The 18,944-nt window shown below is 65.7% G+C and carries 17 protein-coding genes; 5 read left to right on the top strand and 12 right to left on the bottom strand.

Annotated elements, in window-relative coordinates; translation table 11 throughout:
* Window positions 1–3: 3 nt before the first annotated feature.
* On the bottom strand, window positions 4–543 hold the full coding sequence (locus DK926_RS04320; protein WP_114328980.1) for a hypothetical protein: 540 nt from the start codon (window positions 541–543) through the stop codon (window positions 4–6).
* 50 nt (window positions 544–593) lie between these two features.
* On the opposite strand from DK926_RS04320, the gene DK926_RS04315 reads away from it, so the two are divergent.
* Window positions 594–1,688: a glycosyltransferase family 4 protein gene (locus DK926_RS04315; protein WP_243636636.1), complete on the top strand. Its 1,095-nt coding sequence runs from the start codon at window positions 594–596 to the stop codon at window positions 1,686–1,688.
* Here DK926_RS04315 and DK926_RS04310 read toward each other — a convergent pair.
* The 3 genes from DK926_RS04310 to DK926_RS04300 are packed head-to-tail and all read right to left on the bottom strand — an operon-like array spanning window position 1,605 to window position 6,309.
* Window positions 1,605–2,696 (bottom strand): glycosyltransferase family 4 protein, encoded by a 1,092-nt coding sequence (locus tag DK926_RS04310; protein WP_114328976.1) that lies wholly within the window; start codon window positions 2,694–2,696, stop codon window positions 1,605–1,607. The two genes, DK926_RS04315 and DK926_RS04310, sit on opposite strands and share 84 nt — an antisense overlap.
* Window positions 2,693–4,648 carry a glycosyltransferase gene (locus DK926_RS04305; protein ID WP_114328974.1) on the bottom strand — a complete coding sequence of 652 codons (1,956 nt, stop codon included), beginning with the start codon at window positions 4,646–4,648 and terminating at the stop codon, window positions 2,693–2,695. Before DK926_RS04305 ends, DK926_RS04310 begins: the two co-directional genes overlap by 4 nt.
* Window positions 4,645–6,309, bottom strand: coding sequence for a flippase (locus tag DK926_RS04300; RefSeq protein ID WP_243636635.1), 1,665 nt, complete (start codon window positions 6,307–6,309; stop codon window positions 4,645–4,647). Before DK926_RS04300 ends, DK926_RS04305 begins: the two co-directional genes overlap by 4 nt.
* 107 nt (window positions 6,310–6,416) lie before the next feature.
* Between DK926_RS04300 and DK926_RS04295 the strand changes: the two genes are divergently transcribed.
* The gene (locus DK926_RS04295) at window positions 6,417–7,484 is read left to right on the top strand and encodes a glycosyltransferase family 4 protein (protein WP_114329364.1); all 1,068 of its coding nucleotides are present in this window, start codon (window positions 6,417–6,419) and stop codon (window positions 7,482–7,484) included.
* Here the strand turns inward: DK926_RS04295 and DK926_RS04290 are convergent.
* The gene (locus DK926_RS04290; protein WP_114328972.1) at window positions 7,444–8,325 is read right to left on the bottom strand and encodes a WecB/TagA/CpsF family glycosyltransferase; all 882 of its coding nucleotides are present in this window, start codon (window positions 8,323–8,325) and stop codon (window positions 7,444–7,446) included. The genes DK926_RS04295 and DK926_RS04290 overlap by 41 nt on opposite strands.
* The gene (locus DK926_RS04285) at window positions 8,322–9,029 is read right to left on the bottom strand and encodes a GNAT family N-acetyltransferase (protein WP_114328970.1); all 708 of its coding nucleotides are present in this window, start codon (window positions 9,027–9,029) and stop codon (window positions 8,322–8,324) included. Before DK926_RS04285 ends, DK926_RS04290 begins: the two co-directional genes overlap by 4 nt.
* 116 nt (window positions 9,030–9,145) lie before the next feature.
* On the opposite strand from DK926_RS04285, the gene DK926_RS04280 reads away from it, so the two are divergent.
* A complete protein-coding gene (locus tag DK926_RS04280) occupies window positions 9,146–10,462 on the top strand; it encodes a hypothetical protein (protein WP_114328968.1) in 1,317 nt (438 codons plus the stop codon).
* The gene (locus DK926_RS04275) at window positions 10,459–11,874 is read left to right on the top strand and encodes an O-antigen ligase family protein (RefSeq protein WP_114328966.1); all 1,416 of its coding nucleotides are present in this window, start codon (window positions 10,459–10,461) and stop codon (window positions 11,872–11,874) included. Before DK926_RS04280 ends, DK926_RS04275 begins: the two co-directional genes overlap by 4 nt.
* Here DK926_RS04275 and DK926_RS04270 read toward each other — a convergent pair.
* Together DK926_RS04270 and DK926_RS04265 are read right to left on the bottom strand one after the other, a co-directional pair.
* The gene (locus DK926_RS04270; RefSeq protein ID WP_114328963.1) at window positions 11,813–13,177 is read right to left on the bottom strand and encodes a glutamate-1-semialdehyde 2,1-aminomutase; all 1,365 of its coding nucleotides are present in this window, start codon (window positions 13,175–13,177) and stop codon (window positions 11,813–11,815) included. The two genes, DK926_RS04275 and DK926_RS04270, sit on opposite strands and share 62 nt — an antisense overlap.
* On the bottom strand, window positions 13,174–14,277 hold the full coding sequence (locus DK926_RS04265) for a transferase (protein WP_114328961.1): 1,104 nt from the start codon (window positions 14,275–14,277) through the stop codon (window positions 13,174–13,176). Before DK926_RS04265 ends, DK926_RS04270 begins: the two co-directional genes overlap by 4 nt.
* Before the next feature lie 53 nt (window positions 14,278–14,330).
* Between DK926_RS04265 and rfbC the strand changes: the two genes are divergently transcribed.
* A complete protein-coding gene (rfbC, locus tag DK926_RS04260; RefSeq protein ID WP_068425480.1) occupies window positions 14,331–14,885 on the top strand; it encodes a dTDP-4-dehydrorhamnose 3,5-epimerase in 555 nt (184 codons plus the stop codon).
* 24 nt (window positions 14,886–14,909) lie between these two features.
* Here rfbC and DK926_RS04255 read toward each other — a convergent pair whose 3' ends face one another.
* Genes DK926_RS04255 through DK926_RS04240 form a run of 4 tightly spaced genes read right to left on the bottom strand, consistent with a single transcriptional unit; the run spans window position 14,910 to window position 18,713 of the window.
* The gene (locus tag DK926_RS04255; RefSeq protein ID WP_114328959.1) at window positions 14,910–15,941 is read right to left on the bottom strand and encodes an SDR family oxidoreductase; all 1,032 of its coding nucleotides are present in this window, start codon (window positions 15,939–15,941) and stop codon (window positions 14,910–14,912) included.
* A 3-nt stretch (window positions 15,942–15,944) separates the two neighbouring features.
* A complete protein-coding gene (locus tag DK926_RS04250; protein WP_068425472.1) occupies window positions 15,945–16,595 on the bottom strand; it encodes a PIG-L family deacetylase in 651 nt (216 codons plus the stop codon).
* Window positions 16,592–17,410, bottom strand: coding sequence for a glucose-1-phosphate cytidylyltransferase (locus DK926_RS04245; RefSeq protein WP_114328955.1), 819 nt, complete (start codon window positions 17,408–17,410; stop codon window positions 16,592–16,594). Before DK926_RS04245 ends, DK926_RS04250 begins: the two co-directional genes overlap by 4 nt.
* A 1-nt stretch (window position 17,411) precedes the next feature.
* Window positions 17,412–18,713: a class I SAM-dependent methyltransferase gene (locus tag DK926_RS04240; protein ID WP_114328953.1), complete on the bottom strand. Its 1,302-nt coding sequence runs from the start codon at window positions 18,711–18,713 to the stop codon at window positions 17,412–17,414.
* Between the last annotated feature and the right edge of the window lie 231 nt (window positions 18,714–18,944).

Here is an 18,944-nt window from a genome sequence, read left to right as displayed (position 1 = left end):
GCGTCAGTCGAGCATCGCGGTCCACAGGTGTCGACGAGTGCCCATGACGTCGTCCACGTAGCCGGGAACGTCTCCCTCGCAGGCGAATCCCCGTAGACGGAGTGCGCGCGACAAGCCGATGTCGTCCGGGTGGACTGCGATCGACGCCCGTCGCAGCCATGGGTCGGAGTGCCGAATGGAGTCGACAAGGGCGCCAACCGCTTCCGGTGCCACGACGTCGTAATCGTCTGTGTCGATGGTCGACACAATGGTGGCCGACGCGGTGCCGTGATCGAGAAGAGCGATGACGAACCCGACCGGAACGGTGTCCACCTCGACGGAGTATCGGTAGTGCGGACCGATGTGACCGCGACCGGCTGCGTGACGCTCGGGCGGTGTCCGCACCAGCTCGAGCACGCCTGCCGTGGTGACGGCCTCCGCCTCCACGGCGCCGAAGTGCACGGACGGGCGACGGGCCTGCCTGATCCGGGCTTTCGCGAGACGAACACCGATCTGGAGCAAGCCGAACCCGAGCTCGAGGGTTCCCTTGGCGGATGGGGGCATGAACCGACTCTCGAGCTGGAGGACAGGAAAAGACCAGTTAGACTATAACAGTGCAGAAATCGCTTCGTGTGCTGGTCATCGGGCCTGCTGCATCGTCACCGACCAGCCGTGGAGGGATGGCGACCGTCGTGTCGCTGATGCTGGCGAATCCGTCCCCGGACGTCCGGACGATCAGCATCGCCACCTACGTCGATTCCACCCGAGCTCGCAAACTGTGGGTCGGTGTGACCGGCATGCTGCGTGCGTCGTGGACGATCGCGCGTCGTCGCACCGACGTGGTGCACGTCCATCTCGCCCACGGTGGCAGCGTTCTCCGTAAATGCCTGCCCATGGCGGTGGCTCGACGCGTCGGCGTTCCCGTCGTCGTGCATGCACACAGCTACGATTTCGCCGGGTGGTTCGACGGACTGCCCTCGGCGGGGCGATCTTTCGTTCGACGCGCCTTGACCGCGGACCGGTGGCTGGTACTCGGTAGCGCTCTCGCCGACGAATATGCGGAGCGCGTGGGGCTGGACCGTCGTGCGGTGACGGTACTGCACAATCCGGTTCGGCTACCAGAAGTGGTTGCCTCGCAGATCGATACGGACACCGTACGCATCGTCACGCTCGGAAGGCTCGGGCAGCGCAAGGGATCGTTCGACCTGGTGGACGCGGTGGCGTCGCTACCCGAGGACGTTCGACGACGCACGTCGGTGACGATGTGCGGCGACGGTGACGTCGACGAGGTACGAGAAGCCGTGCGCCGTCACGGAATCGGCGACGTGGTGACCGTCGCGGGATGGATGTCACCCGAGCAGTGCGCGGAGATCCTGTCGCGATCGCACGTGTTCGCGTTGCCGAGCTACAGCGAAGGCCTGCCGATGGCGCTGCTCGAGGCAATGTCGCACGGGCTCGCTCCGGTGTGCACCCCGGCGGGTAGCGTCGGCGAAGTGGTCACGGACGACGTCGACGCGCTCGTCGTGACCCCCGGAGACGTTCCAGCACTGGCGAAGTCGATCCGACGCCTCGTCGAGGACGGTGACGCGCGACGTCGCATCGCCGCCGGGGCGCGGGCCACCGCATCAGAGTTCGACGTCGACGCCTGGTACGCGGGGCTGGACGAGATCTGGCGCGACACCTGCCGTCGCCGCGAGCAGCGCATGTAGACGAGCACCGGCGACGGCGGAGGAGAACTGCGCGTCGTAGTGCTTCCGAGCAGCAGATCCGGATCGAAAGGCAATGTCGGAGTTCGCAACCCGATCGAGTTCGGCGACGAGCGCATCCACGTCGTCGACTCCGATCACCGGTTCGCCCGGAGTCTGGAATTCGGGTAGTGCACCCCGGTCGCTGACGATCGTCGCGACACCGAGCTGCATGCACAACACCTGAACACCGCTCTGCGACGCCCGACGATAGTGCACGAGAGACGCTTTCGCGCGCGAGATCGCGCCGAGTTCGTCGTCGTATCGGAACGGTTCGTTGCGGTGAATCGTGTGCGGGGGCAGCGGGACCCCGATCTCCCCTTTGCCGATGACGACGAGATCGTCTCCACGCCAGCCCGGTCCACCGACATGGCGTCGCCACGCCTCGAGAACGACCTCGATGTTCTTGTACGAGTTGATGCGTCCCAGCAGAACGACGTCCCGACGCGCATCCGCGGGAACGACCGTCGAGACGCGTGTGTCTTCGACATCGCTCGTCAACGGGATCACATGGACCGGTGAGCCTGCGCCCGGAACCCGCCCGTGGCGTACCGCATCGGCAACGTAGTCGCTGAACGCTATCGTCGCAGCGGAGCGTCCGCCCCACCGGTCGAAGATCGCACGCTCCCAGGCCGGTCGATTCTCGGACGCATCGTGCGGTCGGTCGTCGTGGATCAACTGCACGCGAGGGGCGAGAGCGCCGAACGCCGTCCAGCGCGGATCACGCACGAGCTCGGTGACGACGACGTCGGGTGCGAATGCGCGCGCGGCCCGCAGGGCACGCAGGAACGGCACCCAACTCGACGGCTGTTTGACACGCGCGTCGAGCACGATCTCGTACGGGCGGGCCGCGTCGGACTCCGGGTGTTGGTCGGTGGTGACCAGCATGACGTCGTCGCCCTGGGCGCGCAACGCTTCCACGTGTATACGAGCCAGCGGCCGCATCCACGGGGACAGCCACAGTACCTTCATCGAGAACCCTCCGACAGCACGGCGTCGAACGCTTCCTCGTAGGCGTCGGCCATCGATTCGATCGTGTACTCCGATCGCATGCGGTCGTACCCGGCGAGACCGAGTGCAGGCCACGTCGACGTGTCGCCGAGTAGATCTGCCAGAGTCCGACGCCACGCGTCGACGGTGATCGGTTCGACGAGGCGGCCTGCCTTGCCGTGATCGAGCATGTCGGGAACCGCGCACACCGACGACGCGACGACCGGGATGCGACGCGCCATCGCCTCCAGAATCACCATCGGGAACGCCTCCGACCGACTGGGGACGCACAGAAGATCGGCGTCGGCGAGCGCATGCTGTGGCCCGGGAGACCAACCGCGCCAACGAATTCGATCGCCCAGATCCGCCGGAGTGAGTGCTTCGAGCCGCTCGCGATCAGGTCCGTCGCCGTAGATCGACAGTTCCCACGGCAGATGACGCAACCCGTCGAGCGCCTCGACGAGCAGGTGAGGATTCTTGTGTTCGAGAATGCGCGAGAGCATGACGAGGTGCGGGACGTCGGCGATCGGACGTCGCGGTTCCTCGGCGGGAAGAGACCGACCGGAGACCACGCCGTTGGGTGCGACGAACACGCGGTGACCGAGATCCTGGTGCGCGGTGGCCTGATCCCAATGCCCTCTCGACAATGCGACGAAGCCGTCGGCGCGCGTCATCGCACGTGCCAGCGGAGTCGAGTACGTGGGTCCGTCGAGTTCCGGCGGAATGTGCGCCGCCGCCAACCACTTCCGATGTCTGCCCGCCGCGCGCCAGAGGCTCGCGAAACCGACCTCGGTGTTGGTGTCACCACTGACGACGATCGCATCCCTGCTCGCCGTGTCGATCATCGGGGCCCACCAGGGTTGGCGCACCACCCGCACCGTGTGCGGAATCTCGGCCACGAGAGGTCCGAACCGCTGCATCGCGGCGATCGTGACGTCGTACCCCCGTCGGTGCAGCTCGGTCGCCAGCAGTACGTGATGGCGTTCGGCGCCGCCGTAGACGAGCCGATTGATCGTGAACACGATGGACGGCCGAGCGTGCGCACGGGTACGTTTCCTGGCTGCTCGACGCGAACGCTGCACGCGGTCGAGCAGGGAGGTGCCGGCGAGATAGATGTCCGCGCTGTGGACCCCGCGTCGGTGCTCGAGACCGAGAGCGACGTTGGCGCGCAACAGCTCCGCGGATCGTGACGTGCCCTGCTCGTCGCCGGCGACCGTGCCTGCGCCCGAGTGCGCGATCGCGGTCTCGTCCACGAGCCGTATCGTCCACCCCGCGGCCCGAGCGCGTTGCTGCCAGTCGAATTCCTCGCCGTAGAGGAAGAATTCCTCGTCGAAACCGCCGACGGAGTCCCACGCGTCGCGGTCGATGGCGAGGCACGCACCCGTCAGATAGCCGTCCACGTCGCCCGGTGCCGACGCGTACAGGTCCGACAGCGGTGTGCCCCGGAGCCTTTCGGCGTAGCCGGCCTTGGACACGAGAGATCGAACGACACCGGAATCACGGTGCGCGACATCCCAACTACGATGACGGCCGGTGCGTTCGGAGTGGAACCTCTCCCCGTTGGGGACGACCATGGGCGCGGCCGCGGCCACTCCGTCGCGGCGCAGTGCAGCGAGGGTGCGGTCGAGCGGTGCGAGAACCTCGGCGTCCGGATTCAGCAGCAGCAGATGGTCGTTCGGAGCTTCTGCGGCGAGTGCGTTGACCGCTGCCGCGAAGCCCTTGTTGGTGCCGTCGCCGAACCAGCGCGACGTCGGGTGGCTGCGTCGGACGTCGTCCATGCCCGGGTAGTCCGGGCCGGAGTTGTCCCACACCAGAACGGAATCGGACGGCATGTGCTTGTCGAGAGAATCGAGGCACGTCCGGAGTTGCTCGGGGCTACGGTAGGCGACGATCAGGACGCTCACCGAGCGCTCGTCGTTGCTGGGCCGGGTCACGGCGTGGTCCTTCCTCGGTCGGTCGCTGTGGGAACGTCGATGGGTTCGTCCTCCGGATCACCTTCGGTGTCCAGCAGGGTCTTCAAATTCCCGATCTTGGCAGGCCCGAAGATTAAGTTCGCCGCCGCGTAGACGACCACGGCCACGACACCGGAGATCACGAGCGGAAGATCCTGCACGAAGTAGACGGCGACGCCCGTGACGGTCAGGGGGAGAAGCACCTTGGCCATGTACTTGACCGGCGTCCGGTACGGACTCTTGCGATGCAGTCGCCAGGTCACGACGACGAGGCCGCTGAGTTCGGCGAACAACAGCGCGGCGCTGGCGCCGATGGCACCGAACGTCGGAATGAGCGCGATGTTCAGACCGATGTTGACGACGAGGTTGACTACGTTGAGCCGCAACAGGAACACCTGATCGTGCGCCGCGAACAACGCCTGACTGAGGACGCCGTTCATGAAGGTGACCGCTACCGCGCAGAAGAGCAGAGCCAGGGTCGGCCGTCCGTCGGACACGAATTCGTCGGATCCCATGGTCGCGACGATCGGACCCGCCAGCATGATGCCGACCAGACCGATGGGAAGTGCCACGAGCGACAGGGTTTCGACGCTGCGCTCGACGAAGTCGGCGAAGCCCTTCTTGTCGACGGCGAACTTTCGCGTCATCGACGACAGCGTCGACGACAGGAAGAACTGCGAGATGACCGACGTCGTGAAGGCGACCGTGTACGCGAGGCCGTAGACACCGACCTGGGCAGGGGTGCTCAACAGACTGAGCAGGACCGCGTCGGTGCGCCAGTACAGCACGCCGATGATCAGGACACCCGTCTGCGGAAGGCTTTCGACGACGAGACCGAGACTTTCCCGCCACGAGAAGATCGGCCAGAACGGAATCATCTTGCCCGCGGCCCAGAACTGGACGACGAGTTGCACGACGAGAGGGACCACCTGCGCGGACGCGAACCACACCAGGGGCGCGTCGATCTGGATCATCACGAGCGTCGCGGCCAGTGATGCGATACGTCCCACGAGGTCCGACACCGCCACCGCGGTGAAGTTCACCTTCGTGACGAAAATCGGTTGGACGCAGGTCAATACGGTCGACACCGTCAGCGTCGTCGACATGATGATCAGCATCGCGCGTACTTCGGCGTCGCCCTGGTAGATCAGCAGACCCGAGGCCATGGTGATCAAAGACAGTGGGACGCAGTACACCAACGACAAACCGGTGTTGATACGTATCAGTCGTTGCAGGTCACCTTTGCCGGATGTCACGCGTCGCACGATCACCGAGCCGATTCCGAGTTCGGTGAAACTCGTCCACAGACCGACGAACACGATGGCCGTCGTCAAATGGCCGTACGACGTCGGGCCGAGATGACGAGTCGTGATGGCGACGGTGAAGACCGATGCGATCATTCCGACGACACGGAAGATCAGCTGTGTTCCGAAGGCCTGCGCGATCTTTCCGGTCGACACCTCGTCGTCGCTAGCCTCGGGCGGACTGGGCTGCGGAGCGGGAGCGGTGTCGACTATTCGGTCGAATCGTATGGTGGATTGCTCCGGAAACTGCCAGAATGCCTCTCGTGCGGCCATTTCCTGCGCACGCTTCGACGGGTCACGGTGCGCCGTGGCCTCCGGAAGGTGATAGGCGAGTTTCATGCCGTCACCCGTTTCAGAACAGATCGTGCCGCACCGCAATCGAACGCAGAGACTATTGTGGCGGGATGGTCGATCGAGTCCACTTTCGGGGAGAGGACGTTTCGAGCATGCGGGCTCATGTTCCGCTGGCGGGGATGCTGTCGGCTACGCAATGGCGTCGTCGTTACGACGCGGGGGAAGTTCCGGACGCAACGCCGTACGGTCTGCACAAACTGGCCGAGAACGGTATCGAGACCACGTTCGGCACTGCGAAACTCGGACGCGCGCGATCCAGAGTCGGTGCGTCCGTGAGATATCGAGTGGACGGGCTCGAGCTCGTCGAAGCGCTGGGGGAGCGCAGAAACTACACGAGAAGCAAGACCGACGCCGTGCTGTGTTACGACGAGCGCACCGGCATTCCGGCGGCGCTGCTCGCCGAGTCGTCGCGCAGATACGCGCCCGTCGTGTCCGGCATCGGTTGGATCACACACAGATCCGCTCCGTACCCGAAGTGGAACGGTCTGTTCGCGCATGCCCTCGCGAAGACTCCGGCGTTGTGGTCGCAGAGCCGTCCCGTTCTCGACACTCTGCACCACGAGTGGGGCGTCGAGAAAGAAAGACTTCACTTCGTACCTCTCGGAATCGATGCCGACTTCTACGGTGTCCAGACCGACCCACCTGTGCCCGGACGCATCATGAGTGCAGGCGAGGACCGTTTCCGTGATCACGCCCTGCTCGTCGACGCGGTAGCCGCCGTTCGGCGCTCGGTGCCCGAGGCCTTCCTCGAACTGGCCACCGGGCTGCCCGTCGACGTGCCGGAGGACCTCGGCACCGTGCACACCGAACGCCTCGACGGCCGGATGCGAAATCTGTACCAGCGCGCGAGCGTCGTCGCGCTCGCGCTCCGACCGACCATCTCGGGATCGGGGCTGACGGTGGTGCTCGAAGCGATGGCGAGTGGCCGGCCGGTCGTCGTCACCGACAACCCAGGGATGAGCGACTACGTCGAGGACGGCGTGACCGGCGTGCTCGTCCCGGGTGGCGACGTCGACGCTCTGGCCGATGCCATCGCTCGACTGCTCGCCGACCCGGATCGGGCCGCGGCGATGGGTCATGCCGCGGCGGCCCGGGTGCGTTCGCAGTTCACGTCGAGCGTCATGGCATACCACCTAGCGCAGATCGTTCGGTCGGTGTAGCGACGTCGGCCCGGCGGAAGAGGGGCGAATCGTCGACTACCTCGATGTGTGCGTGTCGAAGCTGCATCAAAGCACGCGGGCCCTCGAGAAGATAGCGACGTGACAGACGTCTCGGCTCGGTGACCAGCCGGTAGAACCATTCGAGACCGTTCTCCTGGAAGAACCGGGGTGCGCGCTGCGACTCGCCGGCGAGGAAGTCGGCTGCAGCTCCGAACGCGAGAAGCAGCCGGGCTCCCGTTGCGAGGCCGTACGTGTCGATCCACTGCTCCTGGCGCGGCTTGCCGAGCCCGACGACCAGGATGTCGATGCCGGCAGCCGAGATCTGCGCGGCGATGCGCGACGACTGTGCCGGATCTGCGAGTTCCTCCGCCGACGGCGACCAGAAGCCGGCGACGTCCAGATCGGGATGGCTACGGCGCAACACGAACCGCAGACGCTCGTGCATGCGGGAGGTACCGCCCAGGATGCCGACGGTACGACCCTCGGCCGACGCCATGTCGACGATGGCGGGCAGCAGGTCGGATCCGGTCACCCGCGACCACGAGCGCCCGGTCAACTTCTCCGCTTGATTGACGATCGGTGCGCCGTCGGCGAGGAACGCCCACGCCAGGTCGTCGCGCTCGGTGTCGATGTGGTCGACCGAGTGGGGCATCGGGCGAAAGTGGTGAATGTGATCGAGGTTGACCGACCCCAGTGCGAGGGGAACGTGACCGGGATCCGCCAGACGACGGGTCACTGCCTCGACCACCTCGTCGAAGGTGCACAACTCCACCGGGGTGCCGCCCGCAACCAAGCGGACCGTGGATCCGTTGCGGTAGTCGTCGTATCTGTCGATGCTCATGCGTTCTCCATCAGTTCTTGGAGGCGGATCCGGTTACGCGGGGTGTTCTCGCACACCCACAGGTTGTGGTCGGTGGGGCTGCCGTCGTAGTCCCGTTGCCGTCGGAGCCTGGCGGTCTTCTCGAATCCGGCCAGGGCCAAACCCTTTGCCGGACGGGGGTTGTCGACGGCGACGGGGGCGATGACCCAGCGCAACGGATTGGCGCGGGTGAAGGCCTCCAGTACGACGACGTGTCCTGCCCAGCCCGTGACTTCGGACTGATGGACACTGGGCGTGCACCACACACTCAGTTCTCCGGCCTGCGACAGGCCGTCGACGCGGGAGATGTTCACCTCACCCGCAACCCGCGGGCCGGCGACGTCGGTGTGTGACGATTCGAACAAGAGGTGGGGAAAAGAAAGACCTCGTCGTGACAACCGACGGTCGGTCACGTACTTCTCGATCCAGGCGGCCGGCGTGTTCAGTTCGGCCCAGGTGCGACCGGCCTCACCGAAAGCCGGGGCCAGGAAACGGGAATGGTCGATGCGCGTCGCGCGCCACCGTTCGAAGTCTGCGAACCGGGGGACGCGAAGGCTGAAAGTGCTGGTACCGAACCTGCGAGTCAGTGCTTCTCGATCGATTTCTCCCGTGTGCTCGGCGTGTGTTCGGATCCCCGACTGTTGATACCCGACCAAAGGTATGTTTTGGGCGTGGTTAACGGTCATGCAAACAGAATACAGACCAGTCGCACTACTGCATATCCGGTTTGAGAGGCAAATACCGTCGCGGACTGGTATCAATGAAGCTGTAACATTCCACAATCACGATCGAAAGCAGAGATGTGAACGTCGACGAATTGGTGAGAGCCACGCTCCGCCGCAAAGTGGCATGTCTCGTCGTACTGCTGTGTGCCGTCGCGGCCGGCACGTACGGAGTCATGTCGTCGACCGACACGTACGAGTCGTCCGCGGTGGCGGTGGTCTACCCGCCCGGAGCAGGCGATATCGACGCCAAGCTGAACCCCTTCGTCAACTTGAACGACAACATGGGCCAGCTCGCGGCCGTCGCGGCCACGTTGCTGCAGTCGCCCGCTGCGGTGGCGCTGGTCGAAGAGGCAGGCGCCTCCGGCGAGTACACCGTCACGTCGACGCTCGGAGACACCGCATCCGCGCTGCGTCTGTCGCCTCAGCTGATGATCACCACCAGCGGACCCACCCCGGAAGCGGCGCAGGCGGGCGCGCAGGCATTGCTCGACTATTCGTCCACCGCGCTCGCACAACTGCAGGTCCAGACGGGTGTGCGACCCAATACCGAAGCCTCCATCACGGCCGCCGTCATGCCCGAGCCGGGAGCGCTCGTCGCGGCCAGCCCCCTCAAGGCGGCGGGCTCGTACGCGTTGGCGGTGCTCGTCGTCGGACTGCTCGGCATCGTCACCGTCGGGACGATCCTCGACCGCCGCAGGCCGAGACGCGACGCTCGGTCCGCGGTTCCGGTGGCCGACGAGACGATCCCCGAGACGACGGTGCCCGAGGCGGCGACCCCCGAGAAGGCAGCTCCGCCTGCCCGCCGCGCGACCGTCATCAGCGCATCGAAGTCTGTGACGGCTCACAATCCTCGGCGTGTCGCGAAACCCGCTCCGGCCCAGCCGGTTCGATCCGAATCAGTCGACGACGCGTCCGACGCCGACGATCAGACGGTCTCGGTCGGCGCCGAGTCGCATGAGACCGAGGCCGATGACGCGGACACCGCGGCGTTCCCCGCTCAGGTCGACTCCTGGTCGGCGTTCGGGAATGCCAAGGCAGCCGAACCGACGAAGACCGAGTCGTCGTCCGACGACGCCAAGCCTGAGCGAGACCGTGTGTCGGTCCGGCCTCCCGGACGTGTTCATTCGACGGCCGCGCCGAAGCCGCCGGACTCGTCGAGCTACCAGGATTTCGATCCGTTCAACGTTCCGACGCCCCGGGATCCGAGGGTCGTGGAACAGCGGCGGACGGACTCGACCGATGGTTTCCCGGCGCGCACGACGACACCGGTGCGTGAGATCGAGCACGAGATCGACGACTACTACGGCGTCGAAGAGCGTGTGCACGTGCCGATCCGGTCGGGCCATCACGACTACCCGCGGTCGTCGATCAGCGGAGGCGGTCCGCGGCGGTGACCGTCGACCTTCCGGGACGGCAGATCCGGTTCGGTGCGCACGCGATACCGATCGGCGCTGCCGTCGTCGTCGTGGGTTCGGTGCTGCTGCTCGGTATGCGGCAGTCGTTCACCGTTCCCGGCGCCCTCGGCTTCAGCCCGGCGTCGCTGATCTTCTTCGGGTGCGGCCTGCTGTGGGTGCTGACGCGTATCGTCGGCCAGCGTTCGCGGGCCGAACTCGGAATCCTCTCCGCTGCAGTCGTTCTGTACGCCGTGGCCAGCCTCCTGTCGTTCGCGTCGCTCGCCTCGAAGCCGACGGAGCCTGCGGTGCTGGCGAGTTCGCAGACCAACTTGATCACCGAGTTCGCGCTCGTCAGTGTCTTCTTCTTCGTCGTCACGGTCATCCGGACACGAGAGGCCCTGGAATGGGTCGCGAAGGGTCTGGTCATCGGCGGCGCGATCAGCGCGACGTTCGGAATCATCCAGTACGGCACCGGAATGGACCTCGCGGCGATGCTGAAGCCGCCGCTGCTGAAAGACCACGGCTCGGTGCTCAGCGAAGCGCTCATGCGGGAAGGCTTCGCTCGGCCGCAAGGAAGCGCCGGTCACCCGCTGGAACTCAGCGCAATTCTGACGGTACTGGTGCCGATCGCGCTGGGCGTCGTGTATTCCGCACGCGCGCAAGGACGTCGGTCGTGGCACTGGGCGGTACTCGCGGTCGTCCTCGTCGGTGGGGCAGCGTTGACGTTGTCTCGCTCGGCCGTCGTCGGCCTCGGTGTGGCGGTGCTGTTCATGGCGTGGAAATGGCCGGTGCGACGCGTACTGGCGCTCGTCGGCATCGTCGGCGTCCCGTTGGTCGTCGCCTACGTGACCGACTCGAAGCTGCTCAACGCGTTCGTGCAGATCTTCGCGACGAGCGGTACCGACTCCTCGCTGCAGTCTCGCGACCGCGGCCGCGCCTACGTGCTCGAGCACTTCTCCGACCACCTGTGGTTCGGGGAAGGCACCGCGACGTACTCCGCGCGCGGCTATCCCGTCCTGGACAACCAGTACCTCGGCAGGCTCATGGAGGCCGGCGTGATCGGGGTGCTCGCGTTCGTTCTGTTGCTCGGCGCGGGATTCGGCGCCGCACTTGTCGCGTCACGACGCTTCTCGCAGCGAGCCGCACGAGCCGAGAATCGCGCCGACGCAGGCATGTTCGAGCTGACCCGGGGCATCGCGGCCGCCATCGCTGCCGTCGCCGTGATCGCAATCATCCTCGACATATCCGGATTCGCCCAGATCTGGCTGCTCATGTGGATCTTCATGGCGCTCGCGGGCTCGGCGTTCTACATCGTCCGCGCCGAGGACCGCAACGATGCCTCCGGTTCGATCACCACGCCCGACGCGGATCGGCGAGCGACCGAAGAGCCGGAGCCACAGGCCGTCCGATGAGCAGACCGTCGGTGGTCCCGGCCTCGATTGCCTTGCGGTAGGCGACCATTGCGGCCTCGCATGCCGCGATCGTGTGATCGACGTCGGCCTCGGTGTGCGCCGCCGAGATCACGAACGACTGTCCGAGAACGCCACGCGTCAACAATTCCTGGAGGAACAGGGTCCGATATGCCTGCGACGGAACGCCATCGGCGTCGCGGGTGACGAACACCTCGCACGACGGCCGTCCGATGACCTGCAGGTAGTCCGACAGTCCGGCGCGGTCGGCAGCGTCGTTGACGCCGTCGGCGAGTGCAGTGCCCCTCGCCTCCATCACGGCAACGGGGTCCTGCTCGCGGTAGGTCTGGAACACCGCCTTCATCGCGGCGAGTGACGTCGTCTCGGGTCCGTACGTCGTCGACATCAGGAACGCACGCGGCAGGTCGGTGCGTAAACCGCCGCGCTCCATGTACTCTCGCTTGCCCGCCAGGGCGGACACGGCGAACCCGTTGCCCATCGCCTTTCCCCACGACGACAGATCCGGCGTGACGCCGTACACCGACTGAGCGCCGCCGGTGGCCCAGCGGAACCCGGTGATGATCTCGTCGAACAGCAGCAGTGCGCCTTCCTCGTCGCACAGTGCACGGACGCCCTCGAGGAAGCCCGGTTCGGGTTCGGCGGTACCCGTCGCGGCCTCCATGACGACGCATGCGATCCGTCCCGGATGCGCGTCGAAGACCGCACGCAGCGAATCGAGGTCGTTGTACGAGAACGGCAGCGTCAGATCGCGATAGGCCGACGGGATGCCTGCGTTCATCTCGGTCGTGCCGATGAACCAGTCGTCGGTGGAGAAGAACGGCTGACGGCACACCGCGACGAAGTCCCTGCCGGTGTGCGCGCGAGCAAGTTTGACGCCGGCAGAGGTCGCGTCGGAACCGTTCTTGCCGAACTTGACCATCTCTGCAGTCGGAACCAGATCCAGAAACGACTCGGCCACCTCGGCTTCCAACGCCGTGGGCCTGCTGAAATTGTGGCCCCGGCGCGCGGCCTCGGTGACGGCGTCGACGACGGGCGGGTACGCGTGCCCCAGGGTGACCGAGCGAAGACCCATGCCGTACTCGACGTAGCAGTTGCCGTCGAGATCCCACACGTGTGCAGCCGATCCCGATTCGAGAACCGGGGCCATGTCGTCGGGGTACTGGTCGGCGCCGCGTGCATACGTGTGCGCGCCGCCGGGGATGACATCGTGCAGACGCGACTGAGCCGCAATCGATTTCGTGAATCCGCGATGACTGTGCAATGACGGCGATTCGTTGACGTTCATCGAGTGCCCTCTCGTATGTCGGTGCCGTGCAACCACCATCGCCCGCGCAGCTCGGGAATCGACGCGTCGAGTTCGCCGAGCAGGTCGGGCAGCGTCAGCAACACGACGTCGGGCTGTGCCGCAACCAGTTCCGCGGGAGAGATGATCGGAATGTCGGTGCCGGGCATGCGTCGGCCCTGCTTCGACGGGGACGCGTCGGCGACACCGGCAAGCAACGACCGCGTCAATTCTGCCATCGCGAACAGCGCGACCGCGCGGGAGGCAGCACCGTACGCGAACACGACCTTGCCCGCACTCTTCAGCTCGACGAGTGAATCGTGCAGCATCGCCCGGTCCGTCTCCGCGGCGGTATCAAGCGCACCGACGGTCTGCGCGTCGTCGATACCCGCTGCACGCTCCGCCTCCAGAATCTCGCGGATCGACGCGTCGGGAACGCCGGTTCGGGTGGCTGCCACCAGGACGGTGCCGCCGTACAGCTCGAACGTCCACGCGGATCTCGCGACGAGGCCGACGCCCGCGAGCAGGTGTATCAGCGACGTCAGCGAATAGTACGCGAAGTGTCCGTGGCGCAACGCGTTCCACTGCCCTTCTCGCACGATCGCCGACAGCGTGTGGAACTGGATCAGCAGCACTCCGTCCTCGGCCAGTGACGCTGCGCGCACGGCGAACGCGTCGGCCTGGTCGGGCTCGTGCATGATGCCGAAGCAATCGAGTACGACGTCCGCCCGTTGCCCGGGCTCCACCTCGTCGACGCCGCGGTCCGACAACAGAGGGAGCCACGTTCCGCCGTGCGGGCTGCCGAACTCGCGAACGGTACTGCCGCGCAGCCATCCCGAATCTGCAACCACGGCAACGGCCTCCGCGGCCTGATCCGTCAGAGCCTTGGGTTCGATACCGCGTGGTTCGTCGGCGACGGTGTCGTCGTCGGCCAACTGGGCCAATGCGCACCTGCCGCACAACACCATTGCGAGCGGGTGGCGGGCATCGTCGGACCCGGCACTCGCATATTCGGGAAACTGATCTGCGGCGGGCACGGAGTGCAGGTCCAGGACGATGTCGAGCTGATCGGAACCGCACCCGCGGCAGCGACGGCCGGTCATCGAATTCTCGCCATCGACGTGACGCGGCGCGCGAAATCGTTCATGATCGACGCATGCGAGTCGACTCCAGTGACATCGAGGGCGTTCTGCTGTTCGTCCCCCAACCGTTCCGAGACCAACGCGGTTTCTTCACAAGGACTTTCGACACCGAGATCTTCGACGCGCACGTTGCCGGCACCGAAGTGTCGTCGACGAGTTTCACGCAGGACTCCCAGTCGCGTTCCGTGCGGGGAACGATTCGAGGGATGCACGGACGGCTCGGCCGAGGTGAGGCGAAGCTCGTTCGATGCGCGCACGGCGCGGTGCTCGACGTGATCGTCGACGCCAGGCCCGGTTCCCCCACCTTCGGTGAGGTGCGTACGTTCCGGTTGGACGACGACACCCACGCACACCTGTACATTCCTCCTGGCCTGCTGCACGGCTTCCAGGCGCTCACCGAGACGGCGGACGTCTGCTATCGCATCGACCGACCGCACGACCCGAGCGAGGACATCGGTGTCGCGTACGACGACGCCACCCTGGCCATCGAGTGGCCGCTCGAACCGACGGCCGTCAGCGACCGTGACCGCACCGCAGGCACGTGGAAGGATGCAGTCGAACGGCTCTGACCGAAGCGAAGGGGGCACGGCCGGTCAGACTTTCGCTCGAACGAATCGCATCGATTCGTCGATACGACCGGCATCCTGCAGGGCCTTCAGCTTCTTCAGGCGGGTGAACTGGTTGTCGAAGTTCTCGCGTGTGAGACCGGCGGCGGTGTACTCGCGGTAGAGCTCCTCCGCCCCGTCGAGCACACTCCACCGCGCCTGGTAGCCGGGAAGCGCCTCGCGGATCGCGGAGAAGTCGACGCGGTACGAACGCGGATCGGCGCCGTGCTCACCGGTGATGTTCAGCGTGGAACCGGGAACGGTACGCACGACGGCGTCCGCGATGTCGGCGACGGTCACGTTGTTCGACTCCATGCCGACGTTGAAGGCGCGGGTGTGGATGCGGTCCACCGGGGCGGCGAGCGCCTCCACGAATGCCGACGCGATGTCCTGGGCATGGACGAGCGGACGCCACGGGGTGCCGTCGGACAACACGAGTACCTCGCCCGACAGGACGGCGTGGCCCACGAGGTTGTTGAGCACGATGTCGGCGCGCAGTCGCGGCGAGAACCCGAATGCCGTTGCATTGCGGAGGAATACGGGGCTGAAGCTGTCGTCTGCCAAGGCTGCGACGTCGTCCTCGACGCGCACCTTGCTCTCGGCGTACGGGGTCAGCGGCTTGAGGGGCGCGCTCTCCGACACCAGGTCCTCGCCCGCGGAGCCGTATACCGAGCAGGTCGACGCGTACAGGAACCGGGACACACCCGCTTCCTTCGCCAGGCGCGCAAGGCGGACGGAGGCGAAATGGTTGATGTCGTAGGTGATCTCGGGAGCGAGGGCGCCGAGCGGGTCGTTCGACAGCGCAGCGAGGTGGACGACCGCGTCGAAGCCGGCCAACTGCTCGGACGTCACGTCGCGTAGGTCGACTGCGAGGGTCTCCGGGTCCTGAACTGGCCGGCCGAGAACCGAATCCGCGAACAGTCCCGAGTCCAAACCGGTGACGGTGTGCCCGGCCTCGACGAGCGCGGGGACCATGACCGTGCCCAGGTAGCCTTGATGTCCGGTGACCAGTACTCGCATCAGTCAAGCTCCTACGAAATCGATGACGGTTTTCTCTACGACGAATGCTTCGGCGTAGCGAGACTTGCATTGCACTCCGCGTATGCGGCACAGGCCGAGGAAGGCGTCGGCGTCGAACCAGTCCTTGTCGGTCTGCGACGGGTACGACGCGTGCAGGAGTTCGACCTTCTCGCGTGCGATCTCGTCCGAGATCGGGTGATACAGAGAGGGAGTCGGCAGATCGGATTCCCATTTGAGAATTTCGTAGCCGAGGATCATGTGATCGCGGAACTCGGTCGGCGCGAGCGTCGCCAACTGGCGATGATCCTGGTGAGCGTCGTTCTTCTGGGGTGCGAACACCACGTCCGGCTCGCACGTGCGTCGGAACGCAGCCACCGTGTCCTTCGCGGCATCCCAGTGCGCGGGGGACCGGCCGTCGGGAATGTCGGTGACGGTGAGCCGCACGTCGGCACCGGGAAGAAACGCAGCCAGCGCCGTCTTCTCCTCGACCTCGCGCGCGCCACCGCCGCCGGTGAGGACGAGCGCATGAACCGTCAGGCCGGGGTTGGCCCGAGCGATCGTCAGCAGGGTGCCGCCCGCTCCGATGGCGATGTCGTCGCAGTGCGCGGCGAGCAGCGCTATCTCGCGGATCGAGCCGGAGGCGAAGGACTTCACGGAACGGCGACCAGTCCGAACGGGGCGGGCTCGGTCTCGGGGTCCTTCTCCCACACCATCCATGGGCGAACACCCTTGTAGTAGTTCGCATCCAGCTCGGCGCGCTCCTTGAACGTGTCGGCGGGCTTCCAGAAACCGTTGTGCTGGTACGCGAGAAGTCGACCCTCTCCAGCCAGCGTGCCGCATGCATCCTCGACGAGATCGCCGTTCGGGGGAATCAGATCGAACACTTCCTGGGACAGGGTGAAGTATCCGCCGTTCTCCCAGATCGGGAATTCGCTCACCGGCGTTATCTGCTTGACGGCGCCGCCCGGAGCGACATCGATACAGTGGAACGACGACTGCGGCGGCACTGCGAGAAGCGAAGCGGCAGAACCGGAATCGACCGTGCGCGCGATCATCTTGTCGATCGGTGCGTCGGTCAGCGTGTCCGCGTAGTTGGCGAGGAAGTAGTCGTCACCGCCGACGTACTTGCGGACGCGGCGCAGACGCTCCCCGATGGGGGATTCGAGCCCGGTGTCGACGAACGTGATGGTCCAGTCGGCGATGTCGGAGTCCAGGAGCTCGACAGTGTCACCGCGCATGACGAAGTCGTTGGACTCGGTCTCCTTGTAGTTCAAGAAGTACTGCTTGATGTGCTCGCCGCCGTACCCGAGGCACAGGATGAATTCCTTGTGTCCGTAGTGCGCGTAGTACCGCATGACGTGCCACACCAGCGGGCGCGGGCCGACCAGCTGCATCGGCTTGGGCAGAGTGTCTCCGCCGTCGTTGCGCATACGCATCCCGTATCCGCCACAGAAAAGTACGACCTTCATTTCAGTGCTCCTCCTTCGCCTCGGGCCTGCGGGATTCGTGCAAGGTGGGCAGTGGATAGACGATCCGGCCGCCCCACTCGCGCACGTAGTCGAGTTGTGCGCTGATCTCGGTTTCGAGATTCCAGGGCAGAACGAGGACCACGTCGGGCCGGTCGACCGCGATGCGGTCGGGGTGATGGATCGGGATGCGCGTGCCGGGCGTGAACCTGCCGTGCTTGTACGGGTTTCGGTCCACCGTGTAGGCGAGCAGGTCGGGGCGGATGCCGCAGAAATTGAGGAGGGTGTTGCCCTTGCCCGGTGCGCCGTAGCCGACGACGGACAGTCCGTCCTTCTTGCAGTCCAGCAGGAAGGAGAGCAGGTTTTGCCGGACCGCTTCGGAACGGGACTGCAGATCGAGGTATCCGGACGGTTCGTGAAGGCCCGCAGCGCGTTCGACGGCGATGATCTCCTCGACGGCGGCGGACGGCGTCGCACCTGCTTCCGACGGTCTGGCCCACAACCGGATCGAACCGCCGTGTGTTCCGAGGCGTTCGACGTCGACGAGCTGTAAATCGGCCGTGGCCAACGCATTTCGCGCGGCGAGTACCGTGTAGTACTGGAAGTGCTCGTGATAGATGGTGTCGAACTGGGCGTGCGTCACCAATTCCATCGCGTGATGGACCTCGATGCTGACCGTGCCGTCGTCGGCCAGCAGGGTGCGCAGCGCCCGCGTGAAGCCCAGAAGGTCGGGGATGTGCGCGTACACGTTGTTGGCGACGACCAGATCGGCAGGCCCGTGCTCGTCGCGCACCTGCTGCGCCGACTCCTCGGTGAGAAAGGCCGTCAACGTCGGTACCCCTCGGTCGACTGCTGCACGACCGACGTTGACGGACGGTTCGATGCCCAGGCAGGGGATACCGCGCTCGACGACGTGCTGAAGCAGATAACCGTCGTTGCTGGCCACCTCGACGACGAACGACGACGCGTCGAGAGCCAGGCGGTCGGTCGCGGCGTCGACGAACGTGCGCGCGTGCTCGACCCAGCTGGTGGAGTACGACGAGAAATAGGCGTACTCGACGAACGTGTCCTCGGGAGTGATCAGGCCGGGAATCTGCAGAAGCAAGCAGCGCTCGCACAGGCGTAGATGCAGCGGGTAGGTAGGCTCCGGGTCGTCCAGCTCGTGTGCGGTGAGGAACTTCTCGCACGGTGGGGTCGCCCCGAGGTCGAGAACACTGAGCAATTCGGTGTTGCCGCACAGCCTGCACGCAGCGGCGCTCTCGACGTCCGCCACGGTCGAATCGGCTTCCGGGTGTGTCAGATTCATGCAGAGCTACTTTCACGCGGACTCGACGCGAGTCGAGTCGGTTTCGTCGGTACGTCCGGCACCACCGCCAGGCGCGGAGCGAGCCGCACCGAACCGTGTGGTGACCGTTGGCATGCGACGACCCCGGATCGCAGTACCGATGCTTGCTATCTACCGACAATATAGTCGAACGGTCTGTTTTGCACGAAATTGGACGCTTCGATCGGATCGATCGTCCTTCGACGTGTCGCG

Origin of the sequence: Rhodococcus sp. Eu-32 (assembly GCF_003336925.1) — a bacterium.
In the GTDB taxonomy this organism is placed as follows: Bacteria; Actinomycetota; Actinomycetes; order Mycobacteriales; family Mycobacteriaceae; genus Rhodococcoides; species Rhodococcoides kyotonensis_B.
This window is presented reverse-complemented; position numbering and strand designations above follow the sequence as displayed.

Excerpts from the sequence above, each read along its gene's own strand:
- DK926_RS04320 (WP_114328980.1), bottom strand. The coding sequence starts at position 543 with ATGCCCCCATCCGCCAAGGGAACCCTCGAGCTCGGGTTCGGCTTGCTC.
- DK926_RS04310 (WP_114328976.1), bottom strand. The coding sequence starts at position 2,696 with ATGAAGGTACTGTGGCTGTCCCCGTGGATGCGGCCGCTGGCTCGTATA.
- DK926_RS04300 (WP_243636635.1), bottom strand. The coding sequence starts at position 6,309 with ATGAAACTCGCCTATCACCTTCCGGAGGCCACGGCGCACCGTGACCCG.
- DK926_RS04295 (WP_114329364.1), top strand. The coding sequence starts at position 6,417 with ATGCGGGCTCATGTTCCGCTGGCGGGGATGCTGTCGGCTACGCAATGG.
- DK926_RS04290 (WP_114328972.1), bottom strand. The coding sequence starts at position 8,325 with ATGAGCATCGACAGATACGACGACTACCGCAACGGATCCACGGTCCGC.
- DK926_RS04285 (WP_114328970.1), bottom strand. The coding sequence starts at position 9,029 with ATGACCGTTAACCACGCCCAAAACATACCTTTGGTCGGGTATCAACAG.
- DK926_RS04270 (WP_114328963.1), bottom strand. The coding sequence starts at position 13,177 with ATGAACGTCAACGAATCGCCGTCATTGCACAGTCATCGCGGATTCACG.
- DK926_RS04265 (WP_114328961.1), bottom strand. The coding sequence starts at position 14,277 with ATGACCGGCCGTCGCTGCCGCGGGTGCGGTTCCGATCAGCTCGACATC.
- rfbC (WP_068425480.1), top strand. The coding sequence starts at position 14,331 with ATGCGAGTCGACTCCAGTGACATCGAGGGCGTTCTGCTGTTCGTCCCC.
- DK926_RS04255 (WP_114328959.1), bottom strand. The coding sequence starts at position 15,941 with ATGCGAGTACTGGTCACCGGACATCAAGGCTACCTGGGCACGGTCATG.
- DK926_RS04245 (WP_114328955.1), bottom strand. The coding sequence starts at position 17,410 with ATGAAGGTCGTACTTTTCTGTGGCGGATACGGGATGCGTATGCGCAAC.
- DK926_RS04240 (WP_114328953.1), bottom strand. The coding sequence starts at position 18,713 with ATGAATCTGACACACCCGGAAGCCGATTCGACCGTGGCGGACGTCGAG.